Annotated in this window: 16 protein-coding genes and 1 other RNA gene; 8 read left to right on the forward strand and 9 right to left on the reverse strand. The window is 36.7% G+C overall.

What is annotated here, in order from left to right; translation table 11 throughout:
* Positions 1-131 precede the first annotated feature (131 nt).
* On the reverse strand, positions 132-749 hold the full coding sequence (gene recR / locus GFO_RS10595; RefSeq protein ID WP_011710119.1) for a recombination mediator RecR: 618 nt from the start codon (positions 747-749) through the stop codon (positions 132-134).
* Between the two features lie 77 nt (positions 750-826).
* Here recR and GFO_RS10600 point away from each other — a divergent pair, with 77 nt between their 5' ends.
* Positions 827-2,272 carry a sodium:solute symporter gene (locus tag GFO_RS10600; protein WP_011710120.1) on the forward strand — a complete coding sequence of 482 codons (1,446 nt, stop codon included), beginning with the start codon at positions 827-829 and terminating at the stop codon, positions 2,270-2,272.
* On the opposite strand, the gene GFO_RS10605 is transcribed toward GFO_RS10600, so the two are convergent.
* Positions 2,243-2,605, reverse strand: a complete 363-nt coding sequence (locus tag GFO_RS10605; protein ID WP_011710121.1) for a CoA-binding protein — start codon at positions 2,603-2,605, stop codon at positions 2,243-2,245. The two genes, GFO_RS10600 and GFO_RS10605, sit on opposite strands and share 30 nt — an antisense overlap.
* A 648-nt stretch (positions 2,606-3,253) precedes the next feature.
* Between GFO_RS10605 and GFO_RS10610 the strand changes: the two genes are divergently transcribed.
* Complete coding sequence (locus GFO_RS10610) at positions 3,254-5,614, forward strand: TonB-dependent receptor (protein ID WP_041250097.1); 2,361 nt, start codon at positions 3,254-3,256, stop codon at positions 5,612-5,614.
* 69 nt (positions 5,615-5,683) lie between these two features.
* Here the strand turns inward: GFO_RS10610 and GFO_RS10615 are convergent, their stop codons facing one another.
* The gene (locus GFO_RS10615) at positions 5,684-7,309 is read right to left on the reverse strand and encodes an ABC-F family ATP-binding cassette domain-containing protein (RefSeq protein ID WP_011710124.1); all 1,626 of its coding nucleotides are present in this window, start codon (positions 7,307-7,309) and stop codon (positions 5,684-5,686) included.
* 167 nt (positions 7,310-7,476) lie between these two features.
* Here GFO_RS10615 and GFO_RS10620 point away from each other — a divergent pair, with 167 nt between their 5' ends.
* Positions 7,477-8,889, forward strand: a complete 1,413-nt coding sequence (locus GFO_RS10620) for a hypothetical protein (protein WP_011710125.1) — start codon at positions 7,477-7,479, stop codon at positions 8,887-8,889.
* Positions 8,890-8,937: 48 nt separating this feature from the next.
* On the opposite strand, the gene fsa is transcribed toward GFO_RS10620, so the two are convergent.
* The 3 genes from fsa to ffs all read right to left on the reverse strand — a co-directional run bounded on the left by fsa (position 8,938) and on the right by ffs (position 10,611).
* Complete coding sequence (gene fsa / locus GFO_RS10625) at positions 8,938-9,594, reverse strand: fructose-6-phosphate aldolase (protein ID WP_011710126.1); 657 nt, start codon at positions 9,592-9,594, stop codon at positions 8,938-8,940.
* Positions 9,595-9,647: 53 nt separating this feature from the next.
* A complete protein-coding gene (locus GFO_RS10630) occupies positions 9,648-10,469 on the reverse strand; it encodes an SDR family oxidoreductase (RefSeq protein WP_041250098.1) in 822 nt (273 codons plus the stop codon).
* A 43-nt stretch (positions 10,470-10,512) separates the two neighbouring features.
* Positions 10,513-10,611, reverse strand: an RNA gene (gene ffs, locus GFO_RS17545) — signal recognition particle sRNA small type.
* Between the two features lie 84 nt (positions 10,612-10,695).
* Between ffs and GFO_RS10635 the strand changes: the two genes are divergently transcribed.
* Both GFO_RS10635 and GFO_RS10640 read left to right on the forward strand, forming a co-directional pair.
* A complete protein-coding gene (locus GFO_RS10635) occupies positions 10,696-11,766 on the forward strand; it encodes a glutaminyl-peptide cyclotransferase (RefSeq protein ID WP_011710128.1) in 1,071 nt (356 codons plus the stop codon).
* Positions 11,766-12,170 carry an acyl-CoA thioesterase gene (locus GFO_RS10640; protein ID WP_011710129.1) on the forward strand — a complete coding sequence of 135 codons (405 nt, stop codon included), beginning with the start codon at positions 11,766-11,768 and terminating at the stop codon, positions 12,168-12,170. The genes GFO_RS10635 and GFO_RS10640 overlap by 1 nt, the downstream gene beginning before the upstream one ends.
* Before the next feature lie 340 nt (positions 12,171-12,510).
* Here the strand turns inward: GFO_RS10640 and glyA are convergent, their stop codons facing one another.
* A complete protein-coding gene (gene glyA, locus GFO_RS10645) occupies positions 12,511-13,785 on the reverse strand; it encodes a serine hydroxymethyltransferase (protein WP_011710130.1) in 1,275 nt (424 codons plus the stop codon).
* Positions 13,786-13,894: 109 nt separating this feature from the next.
* Between glyA and fahA the strand changes: the two genes are divergently transcribed.
* Positions 13,895-15,184, forward strand: coding sequence for a fumarylacetoacetase (fahA, locus tag GFO_RS10650; RefSeq protein ID WP_011710131.1), 1,290 nt, complete (start codon positions 13,895-13,897; stop codon positions 15,182-15,184).
* A 205-nt stretch (positions 15,185-15,389) separates the two neighbouring features.
* Here the strand turns inward: fahA and ytxJ are convergent, their stop codons facing one another.
* Positions 15,390-15,788 (reverse strand): bacillithiol system redox-active protein YtxJ, encoded by a 399-nt coding sequence (gene ytxJ / locus GFO_RS10655; RefSeq protein ID WP_011710132.1) that lies wholly within the window; start codon positions 15,786-15,788, stop codon positions 15,390-15,392.
* A gap of 182 nt (positions 15,789-15,970) precedes the next feature.
* On the opposite strand from ytxJ, the gene clpB reads away from it, so the two are divergent.
* The gene (gene clpB / locus GFO_RS10660; RefSeq protein ID WP_011710133.1) at positions 15,971-18,577 is read left to right on the forward strand and encodes an ATP-dependent chaperone ClpB; all 2,607 of its coding nucleotides are present in this window, start codon (positions 15,971-15,973) and stop codon (positions 18,575-18,577) included.
* Between the two features lie 164 nt (positions 18,578-18,741).
* On the opposite strand, the gene GFO_RS10665 is transcribed toward clpB, so the two are convergent.
* Positions 18,742-18,927, reverse strand: a complete 186-nt coding sequence (locus GFO_RS10665) for a CsbD family protein (protein ID WP_011710134.1) — start codon at positions 18,925-18,927, stop codon at positions 18,742-18,744.
* Between the two features lie 119 nt (positions 18,928-19,046).
* On the opposite strand from GFO_RS10665, the gene GFO_RS10670 reads away from it, so the two are divergent.
* Entirely contained in the window at positions 19,047-20,162 is a 1,116-nt protein-coding gene (locus GFO_RS10670; protein WP_011710135.1) for an esterase-like activity of phytase family protein, read from the forward strand.
* Positions 20,163-20,165: the final 3 nt, after the last annotated feature.

Genomic DNA, 20,165 nt, shown 5'->3' on the forward strand with positions numbered 1-20,165 from the left:
ATTGATTTTTACTGAATTTCTTACAGCGAAACAACCCTTATATTTTTATGCTAAAACTACGATTTCAACTACGGAATTGAAAAAGTTTCAGAAGTTTTTAAAACTTCGGTTATCTTAATTACTACTATAAGCTAGCTCTTCATGGAATTTTCAAAAGGAATTCTGTTGGTTATACTTCGCCCTAAAGTTACCTCATCGGCGTATTCCAGTTCATCTCCTACTGAAATTCCACGTGCAATGGTTGAAGTTTTAATAGCAGTACCTTCCAATTGCTTGAAAATATAAAAATTGGTAGTATCTCCTTCCAGAGTACTGCTTAAAGCAAAAATAATCTCGTCGATCTTTCCTGCCTGTACTTTTTCTATCAAAGGTTTTATAGTGAGCTGTGAAGGGCCAATACCATCCATGGGACTTATCTTCCCTCCTAAAACATGATAATGCCCTCTATACTGACCGGTATTTTCAATGGCCATTACATCACGAATATCTTCTACTACACAAACAATTTCTGAAACTCTAGATGGATTCGCACAAATTTCGCAGAGTTCGGTGTCACTAATATTGTAACAGTTATTACAGAGTTTGATATTTTGTCTTAGCTCTAAAAGAGCTTTCGAAAGCTGGGTTGTCTGCTCCTCCGGTTGCTTTAAAAGATGTAATACCAGTCTTAGCGCAGTTCGCTTTCCAATTCCCGGCAACTGGGACATTTCGTCCACTGCCTGCTCCAGTAATTTTGAAGAAAAATCCATATGCGAATTTATGATTTTTTCAGCGGATGAAATTACTTAAAGCTTAATTTGTAAATTGCTCCGTAGAAATACGATTTATGCAACCATACCAGGTCCTCATTCTTATCGCTGCTTATTTCGCAGTACTTATTCTAATCTCATATTTTACCGGCCGCGGGGGCAGTAACGCCGAATTTTTTAAAGCCAATAAACAGGCTCCGTGGTACCTGGTTGCTTTCGGAATGATTGGAGCCTCCTTAAGCGGTATCACTTTTATCTCTATTCCCGGAACTGTTGAATCTGATTCCTTTAGCTATTTTCAGGTAGTTCTGGGGTATACGGTAGGGTATGCTGTAATAGGGCAGGTATTGCTTCCTCTCTATTATAAAATGAACCTAACCTCTATTTACACCTATTTGGAAAGTAGGTTTGGAAATGCCTCCTATAAAACAGGAGCTTCTTTCTTCTTATTATCGAGGGTGGTAGGTGCAAGTTTCAGGTTATTTCTAGTTGCTAATGTGCTTCAGCTTATTGTATTTGATGCTATGGGTGTCCCCTATTATGTTACCGTAACCATCACTATTTTACTCATATGGCTCTATACTTTTAAAAGCGGAATTAAAACGATCATCTGGACAGATACGCTTCAGACATTCTTCATGTTATTAGCTCTGGGAATTACGATCTATTTTATCTCTGAAGATCTTGGATTCAATCTTACCAATTTATTTGGTTATCTGGCTGAAAGTGAACATTCTCAAATCTTCTTTTTTGATGACTGGAAAAGTAAAGATCACTTTGTAAAACAGTTTCTTTCGGGTGCGTTTATCGCCATTGTAATGACGGGTCTTGATCAGGACATGATGCAGAAAAACCTTACCTGTAGAAGTCTGAAGGATGCTCAAAAGAATGTTTTCTGGTTTACTATCGTCCTTGTCTTTGTCAACTTCCTCTTTCTTGCCTTAGGAGTGCTATTGACCGATTATGCCGATATTAATGGAATCACTGAAGTTAGAGACGATCTTTTCCCGGCAATTGCTACCAGTGGAGCGTTGGGAATGGGCGTGGCGATTTTCTTTATCCTTGGATTAATAGCTGCGGCATATTCCAGTGCAGATAGTGCATTGACTTCTCTTACCACCTCTTTCAGTATTGATATTCTTGATATTGAAAAAAAATATGATGAAAGGAAACAGGTAAGAATTAGAAAACAAATTCATATAGCTATTTCAGTCTTACTAATTCTCGTAATGCTGGTCTTCAAATACGCAATTGCAGATAAAAGTGTGATCAATAAGCTGTTTCAGTTCGCAGGATATACGTATGGCCCGTTATTGGGTCTTTATGCTTTCGGACTTTTTACCAAATGGAATGTAAAGGATAAACTGGTTCCAATAATCGCTATTGCTGCACCAATTCTATCATACATTATTAGCATTAATAGCCTGGTATGGTTTGGATTCGAATTTGGATTCTTTATCCTAATCCTCAACGGATTTCTAACTTTCCTGGGATTAGTATTGCTGAGAAGAAAGCATCACTAACGTACAGGCATTTTCGAAAAAGATGCCGTTTTCTCTTAAAAGTTCATAAAGCTCAGGATTTTCTGTACCGGGATTAAATATCACCCGTTCCGGTTCTAGAGATAAGATATAATCATAATATTCTTTCTGACGCTTTGCATTAAGATATAAGGTAATGGTATCTATATCCTGAAACGGAACTTTTTCAGTTTCAATTTTCACTCCTTGTACACTACCCTTACGTAAACCAATAGCTACAGTAGGCTGATCATACTTTACTAATCTATTGATCGCAAGATTTGAATATCTGGCTGTATTTAATGAGGCTCCTAAAACCAACGTCTTTTTCTGCATATCTCAAAGTTAAACAAAATTTAGTGTAACAATTCAAATTGATACTAGTCTTTAAAATGAGGTCCGGACCTTGCAGGGTCATCCTATTAATTTTGATGGTTAGTGTTAAGAAAGATGATTCTACCAAAACCTGCATTTCTTTAGAGGAATGCAGGTTCTTTTCATTTTTTCTCACTGCCATCCGAAAGTTTCCAAAAACCTGGGAAAAGTAACGAAAAGCCTAAAAATTGCTGTATATTTTTAAAAAATCCAAGAAAATAAGTGAACTTTTGTTGGACTGAAATTTCACCTCGAAGATTATTTTTTTCCTTGCCCTTCATTTATTTTGCTCGTCCAAAATAAACGAAGCAAAGAAAAAGACGCCTTTTGCAAGGAATTTTTTGGCAAAAAGCCAAGAACCGTGATAAAATTCCCGCGGAGGAGCGATAGAAAAAATCGCTCATCCTGAATCTCGAGAATTTTACCACATATTCTGCGAAAAAGGGTTCACAAAAATTACAACTTCCGGATAGTTATGATTTTTTCTGTAACAATTTAAAATTTGAATCGTCTTTATAGTACAAGCACATCAAAATACGGAGTATTGCGCTCATCTATTATGCAATGCCAAGTAACTTGTTATACATTAATCATCAAATCAATCAAAAAATGGAACAGTTAATTTTTAGTTTTTTACTATTTACATCAGCCTTAAGCCTGGCTTTCACCGATCCTGTCGGCAAAATTTCAGGATCTATAATCGATCAGGAATTAAATGAGCCTATTCCATATGCCACTATCATCATAAATGATATGGAGGGAAATCTTGTTACAGGAATTACTTCTGGCGATGACGGAACTTTTCTTATTGAAAACATCAAAGCAGGAGATTATATTTTTAAAGTTCAGTTTATAGGTTATAAGACTTTCAGCAAAGAAATTCATATCAATAGAAATAATACCAATATTGAAATCGGGCAAATTAACCTGGAGCCAAATGTTGCTATGCTGGATGAAACCGTGGTCATTGCCGAAAGAACAACCATAGAACAGCGTGTAGACAGAAAAGTCATTAACATTGGAAAAGATTTAATGACCACTGGAGCAAGTGCTTCAGAAATTATGGTAAACATTCCTTCGGTGAATGTAGATCAGGATGGTAATATTTCGCTTCGCGGAAATTCTAATGTGAGAATTCTGGTAGATGGAAAACCTACTAATATGGATCCTGCTCAACTACTAAAACAGATTCCTTCTACTTCTATTAAAAGTATTGAATTGATCACGAATCCTTCCGCTAAATATAATCCTGAAGGCATGAGTGGAATCATCAATATTGTACTGCATAAAAATGCAAATCAGGGCTTCAACGGAAATTTGAATACCGGGGTGACTTTTGGCGAGAATACCAGGTTCAACGGAACGCTGGATATGAACTACAGAAAAGGAAAGTTTAATATTTACACCAATCTCGGGACTAATTTTGGTCCGCGTGAAAACGGAGGAACCTTAGGGCTTCCTGAACAGAACATCGAACAGGTCTTTAAAGTAGCTAATGAAAGAACATCCTATCTCTATAAAGTAGGAGTGGATTTTTATCTGAATGAGAAAAACACTTTGTCTTTTTATACAAACCAGGGAAGATTTGATGGTGGTCCAGACGGATTTATATCGGTTACAGACGCTGATGATTCGTCTATGAATCTAACCCAGCTCCTTGATATAAATATGGATAATCGAAATTCGGCTTATAATTTTCTTTACGATCACGATTTTGAGAAAGAAGGGCATGACATTCAGTTTGAGCTAGATTACAACGATTTTGAAGAAGAAGAGAATACAAAAATTGACTTTAGGGATACTGAACTCGATTTTACTCCATACACAGATTTTGTGCTTCAAGACCGACAAAATTTTACAGGGAATATAGATTATATAAATCCCTTAAGTGATATTTCTAAATTAGAGATGGGCGCTGAAGTTCGTTTATTGGATACCAATAACGATTATGAAACCACTAATCCTGAATTCTCTGATAGTGACTATCAATACAACCGCGATATTTATAGTTTTTACACCACATTTGGTCAAACATTTGAAAAATGGTCGTACCAATTAGGAGCCAGACTTGAAAAATTTAATGTTGATGCGATCTACAATAATGATCTCGTTTATGAGGATGATTATTTCACTCTTTATCCTTCAGGATTTGTAAGCTACACCCCCGGTGAGAAGAACTCCTATCAATTAAGTTATAGTCGAAGAGTTGACAGACCGGGATTTGGGCAGGTCAACCCTATTAGAGAAGTTGCTTCTCCAAGATTAACGGTTGCCGGAAATCCTGAATTAAGACCTCAGTTCACCAACTCTATTGAACTTAATTACACCCGAAAACTTGGAAAAAAAGGAAGTCTTACCAGCGGAGTTTTTTATAGAAGAACTCAGGATGAGATTAACCAGATATTCACTACTGAAGAAGACGATCCAGGGTCGATCTTCTTAACCTATGCGAATTACGATTCTAATGATTCCTATGGAGCTGAATTTTCTGCTAATTATAAGTTTACCGATTGGTGGAGCACGAATACAGGGCTTGAGCTTTATGGGCAAACACTCAAAGGAGTGGTTGGAAATGAATTTATTGAAATAGATAACAAAGCCTTTACTTTTAGAACCAATCATAATTTAAAAGCAACCGAATCTTTGACATTTTCAGTCTTCGGATTTTACAGAAGTAAAAGTCAGGATCTTCAGTTGGATATAAAGTCCATGTATTTTCTGAATCTTGGGGCCAGATATTCCTTCCTTGAAGACAATAAAGCTACGCTGAGTTTAAACTTCAATGATGTATTCGATACTCAGGAATTCAGAGTGGAAGACGGAAGACCTTTTGAACAAAGAGGAAGATTCAAAGGAGAAACACAGACAGTTTATCTTGGGTTTTCTTACAGATTTGGAGGGGGCAAGAACAAAGCCTTAAAGCGTAAAAGCCGCGACAATGATGAATCCGGAGGTGGTGGAGTATTTTAAAATTTGTTTGAATTAGCCAAAAAAAGACCCCGCCAATGGCAGGGTCTTTTTAATTATATACCTTATAAATTATGCATTTACGGCATACATTTTTTCTCTTTGCTCTTTAATACTTTTATCGCTCATGTACTCATCAAAACTCAAGTAGCGATCTATCACTCCACCAGGAGTAAGCTCGATCACACGATTAGCAAGCGTTTGCGCAAATTCGTGATCATGGGTGGTGAATAATACGGTGCCCTTAAAGTTCTTTAAAGAATTATTAAATGCTGTAATAGACTCCAGATCCAGGTGGTTTGTTGGTTCGTCAAGCATTAGCACATTTGCTCTTATCATCATCATTCTGCTCAACATACAACGAACTTTCTCTCCTCCAGATAGCACTCTACAGGTTTTTAAAGCCTCTTCTCCGCTAAATAACATTTTACCAAGAAATCCTCTAATATAAACCTCTTCTCTTTCTTCTTCTGAAGTTGCCCATTGACGCAACCAGTCAACCAGTGTTAGATCGTTATCAAAAAAGTCTGAATTATCTGCAGGTAAATAAGATTGTGAAGTAGTTACACCCCATTGAAATTTGCCATTTACAGCATTCTGTTTTCCATTAATGATCTCGTAAAAAGCAGAAGTCGCTCTCGAGTCTTTTGAAAAAACAACCACTTTATCTCCTTTAGCAAGATTGATATCCACATTTTTAAAAAGTGTTTCTCCTTCTATACTAGCTTCTAATCCTTCAATATTTAAGATCTGATCTCCAGCTTCACGCTCTCTCTCGAAGATAATGGCGGGATACCTTCTACTTGAAGGCTTGATCTCGTTGATATTAAGTTTATCAATCATTTTCTTTCTGGAGGTCGCCTGCTTACTCTTAGCGACGTTTGCGCTAAATCGCATAATGAATTCCTGAAGCTCCTTCTTTTTCTCTTCTGCTTTCTTATTCTGTTGCGCTCTCTGTCTTGCAGCTAGCTGAGAAGACTCATACCAAAACGTATAATTACCACTAAAATGGTTAATCTTTCCGAAATCTATATCAGAAATATGTGTACAAACCGAATCCAGGAAGTGACGGTCGTGAGAAACTACAATTACTGTATTATCATAATTAGCAAGAAAGTTCTCTAACCAGCTAATAGTTTCATAATCCAGGTCATTGGTAGGCTCATCCATGATGAGCACGTCCGGGCTTCCGAACAATGCCTGCGCAAGCAATACTCTTACTTTTTGCTGCCCGTCAAGATCTTTCATTAAAGAATTATGCAATTCTGTTTTTATACCAAGATTCGAGAGCATAGAAGCGGCATTACTTTCCGCATTCCATCCATCCATTTCTTCAAATGCCACCTGCAATTCACCAATTTTATCAGCGTTCTCATCTGAATAGTCGGCGTATAATGCGTCTATCTGTGTCTTAATTTCAAACAAAGGTTTATTCCCTCTCATCACGGTCTCGAGCACCGGGTAATTATCATAAAGGTTGTGATCCTGTTCAAGCACAGACATACGCTTACCTGGTTCTAAATGAACGTGACCAGAAGTAGGATCAGATTTTCCTGAAAGGATCTTTAAAAAAGTAGATTTTCCGGCACCATTGGCACCAATAATTCCATAACAATTTCCTTGGGTAAAGGTGGTATTCACCTCATCAAACAACACACGTTTTCCGAACTGCACAGAAAGATTTGATACTGAAAGCATAAACTAATAAATTAATTTTTTGCAAAAATAGCTATAATCAACATTACAAGGAAAAATTAACGTTTTAAATATTTGTTTTAACGCACACTTAACATGGCTCGCCTAGGGCAGCTTATATATTTGTTAAAAACGGGCGAACCGAAAAGCCCTGTGGCTCAATACTGCAAATGAGATACCTTTTTTTATTAAGCTTATGCTGTGTTCTCCTGTTCACGGGGTGCGCCGATAATTCTTCGGAATCTGACTCCATTTTTATAGGAGGTCAGATTAATAATCCAGAGACAGATTATGTCATTATTTCTAAAGAGAATAAGACGGTAGATACTCTATACCTGAACGAAAAAAATCAGTTCGGAAAAAATTTCGACGACCTGAAGAGCGGAATTTACACTTTTAGGCACCCGCCTGAGAGTCAAATCATGTACATGGAACCTGGAGACAGTATCTTGATTTGGCTGAACACTTTATCTTTTGATGAATCTCTAAATTTTAGCGGGGATGGTGCCGAAAAAAGCAATTTTCTTCTGGACATGTTTTTGAAAAACCAGGAAGATAATGATCTCATTCTTACCTACTACAAAATTGAACCAGCGAAATTTGCTAAGATCACAGATTCTATTAAAGAACAAAGGTTGAAAACCTTAGAAGACCTTAAGGAAAAGAATGAATTTAGTGAGGAATTCGTGAAAATTGCTAGAGCGAGTATAGATTACGAATACTATGACCTAAGGGAGCGATATACATTCTTGATTAGAAAATACTATAATAATTTTGCTGATAAAATTCCGGTAGATTTTCATGATTATCGTGAAAAGATAGATTTCAATAATGAACAGTTGCAGGACTATTACGTGTACACAAATCTAATAGACGATTATTTGCGTTCAAAATCTATTGAGAATTGTGCTTCAACACATAATGATCATAAAAAATGCTATAATTTAAATAGCTTTAAAAATATTGAAAATAGAATTCGTCTTATAGATTCACTTTCTAATACAGAATCTTTAAAAAATGAATTTCTAAACAGGTTGGCTGCACAGGCTATAACCATGGCAGAGAAAGAAAGCCGGATAGACTCTATCCTGAATCTTTTAGAGGAAATTAACTATTCAAATATTGAGAGTGTCCGGCAGCTTGCTGACATCCAGGAAGATTATTTCGTAGGAAATTCTATTGCACAGGTAATGGCTGAAAATACTCAGGGAAAGGTCATTAAATATGGTGAGGTAATAAATAAGCCTACCATCACCTACGCATGGTCGCTTTATGCTCCGGCGCACCACAGATGGCAGCATAATATTATAAATGAGCTTAAACAAAAATATCCCGAGCTGGACTTTCTTGGAGTGAATATCGACCTTGGTGAACGCGAAGAATGGCTAAGAACCTTAGAGACCTATGGTTATGATAAAACAGATGAATATCAAATTGCACGCCGCCAGGCCAGCAAAGAAACTTATCAAAAATACCTGAACAAGGTATTATTTGTTTCGCCCGATGCCAGAATCATTAGAGGAGATGTTCAATTTGGTAGTCCCGAATTTGAAGATGATATTCTACAATTTCTGAATAAATAAAAAGGCCACCTTTTGGGCAGCCTTTTCAAATTATTTATTTCTCAATCTTTATTGATTTCCTTTTTTATAATCGGCAAGAAACTTTTCTAAACCAATATCAGTGAGAGGATGATTTAATAATCCCTCTATAGAAGACAATGGTCCGGTCATAACATCTGCTCCCAATTTAGCACATTCCAGTACGTGCATAGTATGCCTTACAGAGGCAGCTAAAATTTCAGTTTCAAACCCATAATTATCATAGATCAACCTTATTTCAGCAATTAGATTTAAACCGTCTGTAGAAATATCGTCCAGTCTTCCAATAAATGGAGAAACATACGTGGCACCTGCTTTAGCAGCTAAAAGAGCCTGCCCTGCAGAAAAAACCAGTGTACAGTTTGTTTTTATTCCTTTATCACTAAAATACTTAAGAGCTTTTACACCTTCTTTGATCATAGGCACTTTTACAATGATCTGGTCATGTAACTCTGCAAGCTCCTCTCCTTCTCTAACTATACCTTCAAAGTCTGTGGCGATTACCTCAGCACTTACATCTCCTTCAACAAGATCACATATCTTTTTATAATGTTTAAAAATATTATCTTTTCCGGTAATTCCTTCCTTTGCCATAAGAGATGGATTAGTGGTAACTCCATCCAATACACCTAGATCCTGAGCTTCTTTTATCTGTTCAAGATTTGCGGTATCAATAAAAAATTTCATAGTTGTGTGTTATTTATAGTATTAATGAAATACGTTTTCAGATTGTAATAAAATTACAATTTATAATGCTTCATAAGCATTTTCTCATAAAGTTTATCTGGTAGTAGGCCTTTGAGTTTTACAGAAATTTTCTGCAACCGCTCTCCCACTTTATAATGAACCTTAGGATCTTCAGTATTTATGATCTTAAAAATTTGCTTCGCCATTACCTCAGGATCCTGACCCGAATCAACATGTTCGTTCATCAATTTCAGGGTATTACCGTATACCTTTTCGTATGGTGAACCTTTTGTAACCGGGGCATGATATCTCCCAGAGGCAATATTAGTAGCGAAATCTCCAGGAGCAACATTGGTCATTTTAATACCAAATTGCTTTAATTCCATTCTATAGGCTTCCGCAGTAATTTCCAAAGCACTTTTTGTTGCGGAATAAATTCCACGATATGGAAGCCCCATATATCCTGCGATAGAAGTTACATTAATGATTAAACCCCCATTATTCTTCCGCATTACTGGCAATACATTTTTAATCATATTTAACGGACCAAAATAATTGGTCTCAAAAGCTTTTTTAATTTCAGATTCCGGAGTTTCTTCAATAGGTCCGGTAATTCCAACGCCGGCATTATTAATAAGGACATCGATTCTACCCTCTTTCTTAGAAATTTCATTGATAGCCGCTATGATACTCTGCTCATTTGTTACATCTAACTGAACAAAATTAAAGACTGAATCAGAAGATTCTTTCTTACTTCTGCTGGTACCGTAAACTTTGAAATTTCTCTTAGCTAAGTAAGTCGCTATGGACTTTCCGATTCCGGAAGAAGCGCCGGTGATGAGCACTATTTTATCTGAAGATTCCCCTTTTTTCATATCGCACAAATATGCAATAAATTTAGGAATTAGTAGAAACAAAAAATGGCAAGCGACCCACATCACACCGCTACGACCGCTTACCCTTGCTGCGTTCCCGCCCTGGGGGATTCAGCAGGAGCTGGTTGTGTGGGACTTGCCGATGCAAATATACAATCTTTGTATCTTTTGGCAAGCTTTTTTTAATGTGAATTAGTTAATTTAGCCCTGTATTCAAGCCGATTTTATGATGAATAAATTTAACTTACTGTTACTCTTTATTTTAAACTTTTTATTTTTTTCCTGCGGAAGTAATAATGCAAATAAAAAATCTGATTTTTCTCTTCAAATTAAAGAAAAGAAGTCAGAATTTAAGCTAAATGAGCAACTGGAAGCTTCTATCGTAAACAGCAAAAACAAGCAAATAGATTCTGTTTCTTTCTATTTTGGCGATCTATATCTTCAAAATTCTAAAAACGGAAATAATCTTCAATTTAAACTGAACGATGTATTATTGGGGAAGCAGGTATTGAAAGCCATCGTTTATAGTGAAGAATCAATAGATACACTTTCAAAGAATATTAAGGTCCTTAATTCAAATGCGCCTAAAGTTTATACCTATGAAATAGTAAATACGTTTCCTCATGATGTCACTTCTTACACGCAGGGACTGGAATTTCATGGTGATACGCTATATGAAAGTATTGGCCAGTATGGAAAATCCAAGCTAAGAAAAGTAGCTCTTGAAACCGGGGAAACCCTTAAAGAAATCAAATTAGACGATCAATATTTTGCTGAAGGTTTAACCATTCTTAATGATAAACTTTATCAGTTAACCTGGCAGGAAGGTGAAGGATTCATTTATAATCTGAACACTTTTGAAAAGACCGGTACTTTCGGGTATAACCAAAGTAAAGAAGGTTGGGGGCTTTGCAATAATGGCGATAAGATCTTTAAAAGTGATGGAACCGAGAAAATATGGATTCTTGATCCCGAAACTTTAGCTGAGCAGAATTACATTCAACCAACCACACATAAGTCTGTTTCTACAAAATTCAACGAATTGGAATGGGTGGACGGAATGATCTATGCAAATACTTACCAATTACCTAGTGTAGCAATTATTAATCCTGCAACAGGAGGGATTGAAGGAATTATAAATTTTAAAGGTCTGGATAAAGAATTAGGAAATACCGATGATTTAGACCCGAATAATGATGTGCTAAACGGAATAGCATATAATCGCACTTCTAAAAAGCTTTACGTAACCGGAAAAAGATGGGACAAGATCTTCGAAGTTAAAATTATCAGGAAGTAATGGAGATCAACCCTGAAATATATGAAAAGCAATTAGTAGTTAAGGAAACCCATCTTGACAAACAAAGGCATGTAAATAATGTGGAATATGTTCAGTGGGTTCAGGATGTAGCTGAAGAACACTGGGAAGCAAGAGCTTCTGAAGAACAAAAATCTACTGTGATCTGGGTAGTCGTACGCCACGAGATTGATTATAAAAAAGAAGCTTTTCTGGGTGATACCATTTCACTTCAAACGTATGTGGGTGAGGTTACTCATGTAACTTCCGTAAGACACGTTATTATAAAAAATTCTGAAACAGATAAAGTTTTAGCAGAAGCTAAAACCACCTGGTGCTTACTTCATGCTGAAACGAAAAAGCCGGCAAAGATTTCAGAGGAATTAAAAAGGGTTTTTCTTCAGTAATTAAACAATCCAAGAAAGTAACTGCTTTCACTCTTTTTTGTCATCTTGGCTAAAAGGAAATATCTCAGTTTTATTTGTCATCTCGACCAAAGGGAGAGATCTCTTCGGAAATAGTATCACTCTATAGATTTCTCATTTTACTACGTGCCGTTCGAAATGACAATTCCCAACACTTTTTAACTGTCATCTCGACCAAAGGGAGAGATCTCTTCGGAGTTCATATTGCTCTATAGATTTCTCCTCCGCTGTGCTCCATCGAAATGACATTTATCAATACTTCATATTTGTCATAAAAAAAGCCGTTCAATAGAACGGCCTTATATAATTCTTTAATTGCAGATTAAGCAACAAACAAAGGCCTTCCACTCATCATAGAATTCACCTCTTTTTTTACTGCTTCAAGTTCAGTATCATTTTCAATATTGGTGATTACACGATCTATAAGATCAACGATCTTATTCATATCGTTTTCCTGTAATCCACGAGTGGTAACTGCCGGAGTTCCAATTCTAATACCTGATGTCACAAAAGGTGATTTATCATCAAATGGCACCATATTTTTATTAACCGTGATATCTGCTTTACTTAAAGCTTCTTCCGCTTCCTTACCACTCACATTCTTATTTCTAAGATCTATAAGCATCATATGGTTATCGGTTCCACCGGAAATAACTTTATAATCTTTTTCAACAAATGCCTGAGCTAGTTTCTCAGCATTTTTCTTAACCTGAACAGTATAATGAAGAAATTCATCGGTCAAAGCTTCTCCAAAAGCTATTGCTTTGGCTGCAATAATATGCTCTAAAGGTCCACCCTGGTTTCCTGGAAAAATCCCTGAATTTAGCATCGTAGACATTTTCTTCAGGTTTCCATTTTTTAATTTCTCTCCAAATGGATTCTCAAAGTCTTTTCCCATCAATATGATTCCTCCTCTGGGTCCTCTAAGTGTTTTATGGGTGGTAGAAGTTACAATATGACAATGAGGAAGCGGATCACTAATTAATCCCTTAGCAATAAGCCCTGCGGGATGCGCCATATCTGCCACCAAAATAGCACCAACGCTATCAGCAATCTCTCTAAATCTTTTATAATCGATCTCTCTTGAATATGCAGACGCTCCTGCGATGATCATTTTAGGCTTTTCTTTTTCAGCAATTTCAGCAACTGCATCATAATCAATTAAACCGGTTTCTTTATCAACTCCGTAAAAAACAGGATTATAAAGTTTACCCGAGAAATTCACCGGGGAACCGTGGGTTAAGTGTCCTCCATGTGAAAGATCAAAACCTAGAAATTTATCTCCCGGCTTCATCACCGTATGAAAAACTGCCGTATTTGCCTGTGAACCAGAATGTGGCTGCACATTGGCATATTCAGCATTAAACAATTCCTTTAGACGATCTATTGCAAGTTGTTCTACCTGGTCTACCACCTCACATCCGCCATAATATCTCTTTCCGGGGTAACCTTCAGCATATTTATTTGTAAGTACAGATCCTGCTGCTTCAAGCACAGCTTCGCTTACAAAATTTTCACTCGCAATAAGTTCCAAACCATTTAACTGGCGCTCCTTTTCTTTAGCAATTAAATCAAATACCTGGGTGTCTCGTTGCATTACAAATTTTTACGTTAAATATTCGGTAAAAATAACAAATACATTCGGTTAATAACAGGAAAATAATATATTTGAATCAACTAGATTTTAACAAAAAACCAACATTTTTATGTCAATTACCGCTAACGATCCAAAAAGAAAAACCTGGCTGGATATTCCTGGCGATACCGATTTCCCTATTCAGAATATTCCATTTGGAGTATTTCTAACTCGTGATGATGTTATTACCATTGGTACGAGAATTGGAGATTTCGCGATAGACCTTGGAGCATTGCACCAATTGGGTTATTTTGAAGGAATTCCATTAACTGACGATATATTTTTACAGGATACTTTAAATGATTTTATCTCTGATGGCAAGAAAACCTGGCGATTGGTAAGAAACCGCATTGCAGATATCTTCGATGCCAACAATACTAAATTAAAAGATAATCAGGACCACAGAAATACAGTACTTTTTACGCTGGATGAGATTGAAATGCAGATGCCTGTGCAGGTAGGAGATTATACCGATTTCTATTCCTCGAAAGAACATGCTACCAACATTGGAACCATGTTTAGAGATCCGGATAACGCTTTATTGCCAAACTGGCTTCATATCCCAGTGGGGTATCATGGTAGAAGCTCATCGATTATTCCTTCTGAAATTCCGGTACATCGCCCACAGGGACAAACTAAACCAGCAGATTCTGACGAACCTGTTTTTGGACCATCTCAAAGGGTAGATTTTGAACTGGAAATGGCATTTGTTACGACAGATGCTAATCATTTGGGGGAACCAATCCCGGTGGATGAAGCTGAAGATTATATCTTTGGAATGGTACTTTTCAATGACTGGAGTGCTCGTGATATTCAGAAGTGGGAATATGTACCTTTAGGACCCTTCCTTGCCAAAAATTTCGCTTCCTCTATTTCTCCATGGATTGTAACCATGGATGCTTTGGAACCTTTTAGAACGGCAAGTCCAAAACCTGAAAAAGAGCTACTTCCATATTTAAAATATAAAGGAGAGAAAAGTTTTGATATCAACCTGGAAGTATTTCTTCAGCCTGAAGGTGGAGAGGAAAATTCACTTTCAAAATCAAACTTTAAATATCTCTACTGGAACATGAGTCAGCAACTTGCTCACCATACTGTAAATGGCTGCCCGGTAAACTCTGGTGATATGATGGCTTCAGGTACTATTTCAGGATCTTCTGAAGATTCTTATGGATCTATGCTGGAACTTTCCTGGGGTGGTAAAAAACCAATCAAATTAAAGGATGGATCTGAACGTAAGTTCGTTAATGATAATGACACGGTGATCATGAGAGGATTTTGCCAGAATGGTAATTCCAGAATTGGTTTTGGTGAAGTAAAATCAAAATTACTTCCCGTTTACGAACCGAAGAAGAAATAATAAAATTTATACAATAGAAAAGCCCCTTACAACAAAGTATGGGGCTTTTTATTTTATCGTCACCCTGAACTTATTTCAGGATCTTTTATAATTACTATTATCTCAAATTAGAAGCTGAAACGAGTTCAGCTTGACGTAATTTTCTTTAGTATTTAGCCATCCTTAAGTGGTTTCAGGACTTCTTATACCTATGATTAAAAATTAACTAAATCAATTCTTTCAATTTATCTGCAGAAATTGCCTGGTGCGAAGAATGATGCACCACTTCCCCATTCTTTAGAACAATTAATTGCGGACTTTCATGCTTTACCCTCAGTCTTTCAGCGATGGCATTAGAAATATCTCTGTGCGCTCTAAGATCAAGAAAATAAAGATCTATTGGTTCATTTTCATCCAGATTATAATCAGATTCAAACATCTTCAATACCATTCTACTAATACCACAGGTAGTAGAATGTTTTAAGATCGCTACTGTTCTTTCTTTAGACCTTTCTTCCAGTTGGTCTAGTTGAGCCATAGAATTAAGATCTATCCATGGAGTCACGCTCTTCTCTTCCTTTTCCTGCTTCTTTTCAGAACTAAACATTTTATCAAATAATCCCATAATTTTTCTTTTTATCAAAAGTAAATCTAACTAAATTTAATAACGGAACAATCCGTTAATTTTTTAGTTCTTTTCAATGCAACTGTCTTTTTGTCGGTTATTTTTCAGCAATACACGTCATTTTGACATTTATTCTGAATGGTACATCTATTGCGTTATGAATTTTTCAAAATCACAATAAAATGAATTTTCAAAATTATACTATAAAATCACAAGAGGCCATCCAGCAGGCGCAGCAACTAGCGCAGGAGATGGGCCATCAGCAAATAGAGAATGAACATATTTTCAAAGCTATCATGATGGTTGACGAAAATGTAACTCCATTCTTACTAAAAAAACTAAATATCAACCTAAACCTGTTTACGCAGATTCTCGATAAGAGTCTGGAAAGCTTCCCAAAAGTTAGCGGAGGTGACATCCATTTATCCCGGGAGTCTGGAAAAACGGTAAACGACGCTTCTTCCATTGCCAAAAAAATGGGAGATGAATATGTCTCTATCGAGCATTTGATCCTCGCAATCTTTAAGTCTTCCAGTAAAGTTGCACAAATCTTAAAAGATCAGGGAGCTACAGAGAAAGGTTTAAAAGCAGCAATTTCAGAATTGAGACAGGGAGATAAAGTAACCTCGCAAAGTGCTGAAGAAACTTATAATTCTTTAGAAAAATACGCTCGCAATCTAAATCAGCTTGCAGAAGACGGAAAATTGGACCCGGTAATTGGTCGGGATGAAGAGATTAGAAGAATTCTTCAAATTTTATCTCGTAGAACCAAAAACAACCCAATGCTTGTAGGTGAACCGGGAACAGGGAAAACAGCTATTGCAGAGGGCCTTGCGCACAGAATTGTAGATGGAGATATTCCGGAAAATTTAAAAGATAAAAGGATTTACTCCTTAGACATGGGAGCTCTTATTGCAGGCGCAAAATATAAAGGTGAATTTGAAGAACGCCTGAAAGCTGTTATTAAAGAAGTTACTTCCAGCGACGGGAGTATCGTCTTGTTTATTGACGAAATCCACACCCTCGTTGGTGCAGGTGGCGGTCAGGGAGCTATGGATGCCGCTAATATTCTTAAACCAGCGCTCGCTCGTGGGGAACTGCGAGCTATAGGAGCCACCACGTTGGATGAGTATCAAAAATATTTTGAGAAAGATAAGGCGCTTGAGCGTCGTTTCCAGAAAGTGATCGTTGAAGAACCAGATACTGAAAGCGCTATTTCCATTCTCCGTGGAATCAAGGAAAAATATGAGACTCACCACAAGGTTAGGATCAAAGATGAGGCGATTATTGCCGCGGTAGAACTTTCCCAGCGCTATATTACAAATCGTTTTCTACCGGATAAGGCTATTGACCTTATGGATGAGGCTGCCTCAAAGTTGAGAATGGAAATCAACTCCAAACCTGAAGAGTTAGATGTGCTTGATCGTAAGATCATGCAACTTGAAATTGAAATTGAAGCGATTAAACGGGAAAAAGACGAAGCGAAGCTGAAATCTTTGCGCAGTGATCTGGCCAACCTCAAAGAAGAACGCAATGATCTTCATGCAAGATGGATGAGTGAAAAAGATGTGGTAGATAACATCCAGACGGCGAAATCTGATATTGAAGAATTTAAGCTTGAAGCAGAAAGAGCAGAGCGAGAAGGCGATTATGGAAAAGTTGCCGAAATAAGGTACGGAAAGATCAAGGAAGCTCAGGAAAAACTGGAAAAGCTTCAACAACAAGTGGCCGAAAATCAAAGTGAGAAATCTTTGATTCAGGAAGAAGTTACCAATGAAGATATCGCTGAAGTGGTGGCGAAATGGACAGGCATTCCAGTAACCAAAATGCTTCAGAGCGATCGTGAAAAATTATTACACCTTGAGGATGATCTTCACAAACGAGTTGTTGGTCAACAGGAAGCGATCATTGCAGTGAGTGATGCCGTTAGAAGAAGCCGTGCGGGATTGCAGGATCAAAACAGGCCAATTGGCTCATTCCTGTTTCTTGGTACCACGGGGGTTGGAAAGACTGAATTAGCTAAAGCTCTAGCTGAATATCTCTTTGATGATGAATCTGCAATGACCAGGATAGATATGAGTGAATACCAGGAGAGACATTCTGTAAGTAGATTGGTGGGTGCACCTCCGGGATATGTGGGTTATGATGAAGGTGGCCAGCTTACCGAAGCGGTTAGAAGAAAACCATATTCTGTAGTGCTTCTTGATGAAATTGAAAAAGCACACCCGGATACTTTCAATATTTTATTGCAGGTGCTTGATGAAGGCAGGTTAACCGACAATAAAGGCCGCGTCGCCGATTTTAAGAATACGATCATCATCATGACCTCTAATATGGGAAGCCATATTATTCAGGAAAAGTTTGAAAATGTGAAAGATCCTGATACTGCGATGGAAGCTGCAAAAACTGAAGTTTTAGGCTTACTTAAACAAAGTGTACGTCCCGAATTTATTAATAGGATAGATGATATTGTAATGTTTAGTCCGCTAACTCAGAATGATATTAAACAGATAGTTGGTCTTCAATTAAAGGGCGTTAAAAAAATGCTGGCTAATCAGCACATGGTACTTGACGCTACCGATGAAGCTATAGAATACCTTTCGGTAAAAGGATTTGATCCTCAATTTGGTGCGAGACCCGTAAAAAGAGTTGTTCAGAAAGAGGTACTTAATAAGCTTTCTAAAGATATTCTATCCGGAAAAATTCATACTGACAGTATTATTCTTTTGGATGAATTTAATGAAGAGCTGGTGTTTAGAAATCAGGAAGAATTGACGAAAAATGATTAATTAAAAGATAGATTCTTGAGTAAACTTTTAAAACGGAAGACCCTTGTAAAAGCCTGAATCTTTCAGGGATCAAATCATATTTTTAAGCATAATTAAGTGCTATTTGAGAATAAAAAAAGGCGGTAGAAATTTCTACCGCCTTTTTTACATTACTTCATCAATCATTACCATTTATCAATCTCCTTTTTCAATTCTTCTTTTGACTTCCCAGTCTTTTCCTGCATACGACCCAGCATTTCATCGAACTTCCCTTCAGAATAAGTGGTTTCGTCATCGGTAAGTTTTCCGTATTTCTGCTTGAAATCACCTTTTATCTGTTTCCACTTTCCTTCTCTTTGATCTTCATTCATAACATATTGATTTTAATTGTTAATAAAATAAAGGTATCTAAATACAACTCTTAGAGCTCCTAACAAACTCCTATTTTTATCCTAAACATTTGTTATTTTTGAATTTCAATAATATCTCAATGAGAAGAATAATTTCACTTTTTCTGCTTGCTCTTTTTTTGAATAGCTGTGCAGTAACCCGAAATATCGAAAATGACACTATTCAACTTACATTTTTAGACGAATATGTTTTACCATCAGATACAAAGTTTGATAATACCGTAGTGGGGGGACTTTCCGGAATAGATTATAAAAACGGAAAGTATTATCTTGTTAGTGACCAGGCTTCCAACCCAAGAATTTACGAAGCTAATATTAGTATTGAAAGACAGAAATTTCAAAATGTTTCAATTGAAAAATTGATCAAAGTCAAAAAAACTGAAAAATTCACAAATGAAGTTCTGGATCTTGAAGCGCTGAGATTTGATGAATTGCGTGACGAATTTGTGGTGACCAGCGAAGGAAAAATTGATGAGGGTAAGAACCCGGGTATTTACAGGCTTTCTAATAATGGAGAAATTCAAAGTTCATTTACCATTCCTGAATATTTCAAAGCTGAAGGAGAGCAGAAACCTCGTAATAATGGAGTCTTTGAAGGACTTACCGAAAGTTTTGATCAGCAGGGATATTGGGTTGCTACAGAGTCTCCTCTAGAAAAGGATTCCTCTAAACCAAAGATCTTCCCCTCAAGATCTCATGTAAGGATCACTAAATTTGATAAAAATACTGGCGAACCTACGAAACAGTTCGTTTATAAACTGGATGGTATTGCAAAACTGCCCATTAACTATTTTGCAGTAAATGGATTAACAGAGATCATTGAGTATGCCGAGGATAAATTCTTAATTCTGGAAAGGTCTTATTCTGCAGGATATGGATCCCATGGGAATACGGTGAAAATTTTTGAGGTTGATGCCTCTAAAGCTGATAATACCTTAAATTTAGGTAAACTGAAGGGTGAAGATTATGAGGCTGCTGAAAAAAAGCTTCTTTTCAATTTTAAATCGGTGAAAAATAAATTAACCAGGGGGATCATAGATAATATTGAAGGAATGTGTTTCGGGCCTATACTTGAAAATGGTAAACATTCCCTTATACTTGTATCTGATAATAATTTCAACAGTTTTGCAGATCAAATAAATCAATTCATAATAATGGAGATCAACATAAAGAATCTAACTTCTAAAACAAATTAATAA

Source organism: Christiangramia forsetii KT0803 (genome assembly GCF_000060345.1).
Taxonomy (GTDB): Bacteria; Bacteroidota; Bacteroidia; order Flavobacteriales; family Flavobacteriaceae; genus Christiangramia; species Christiangramia forsetii.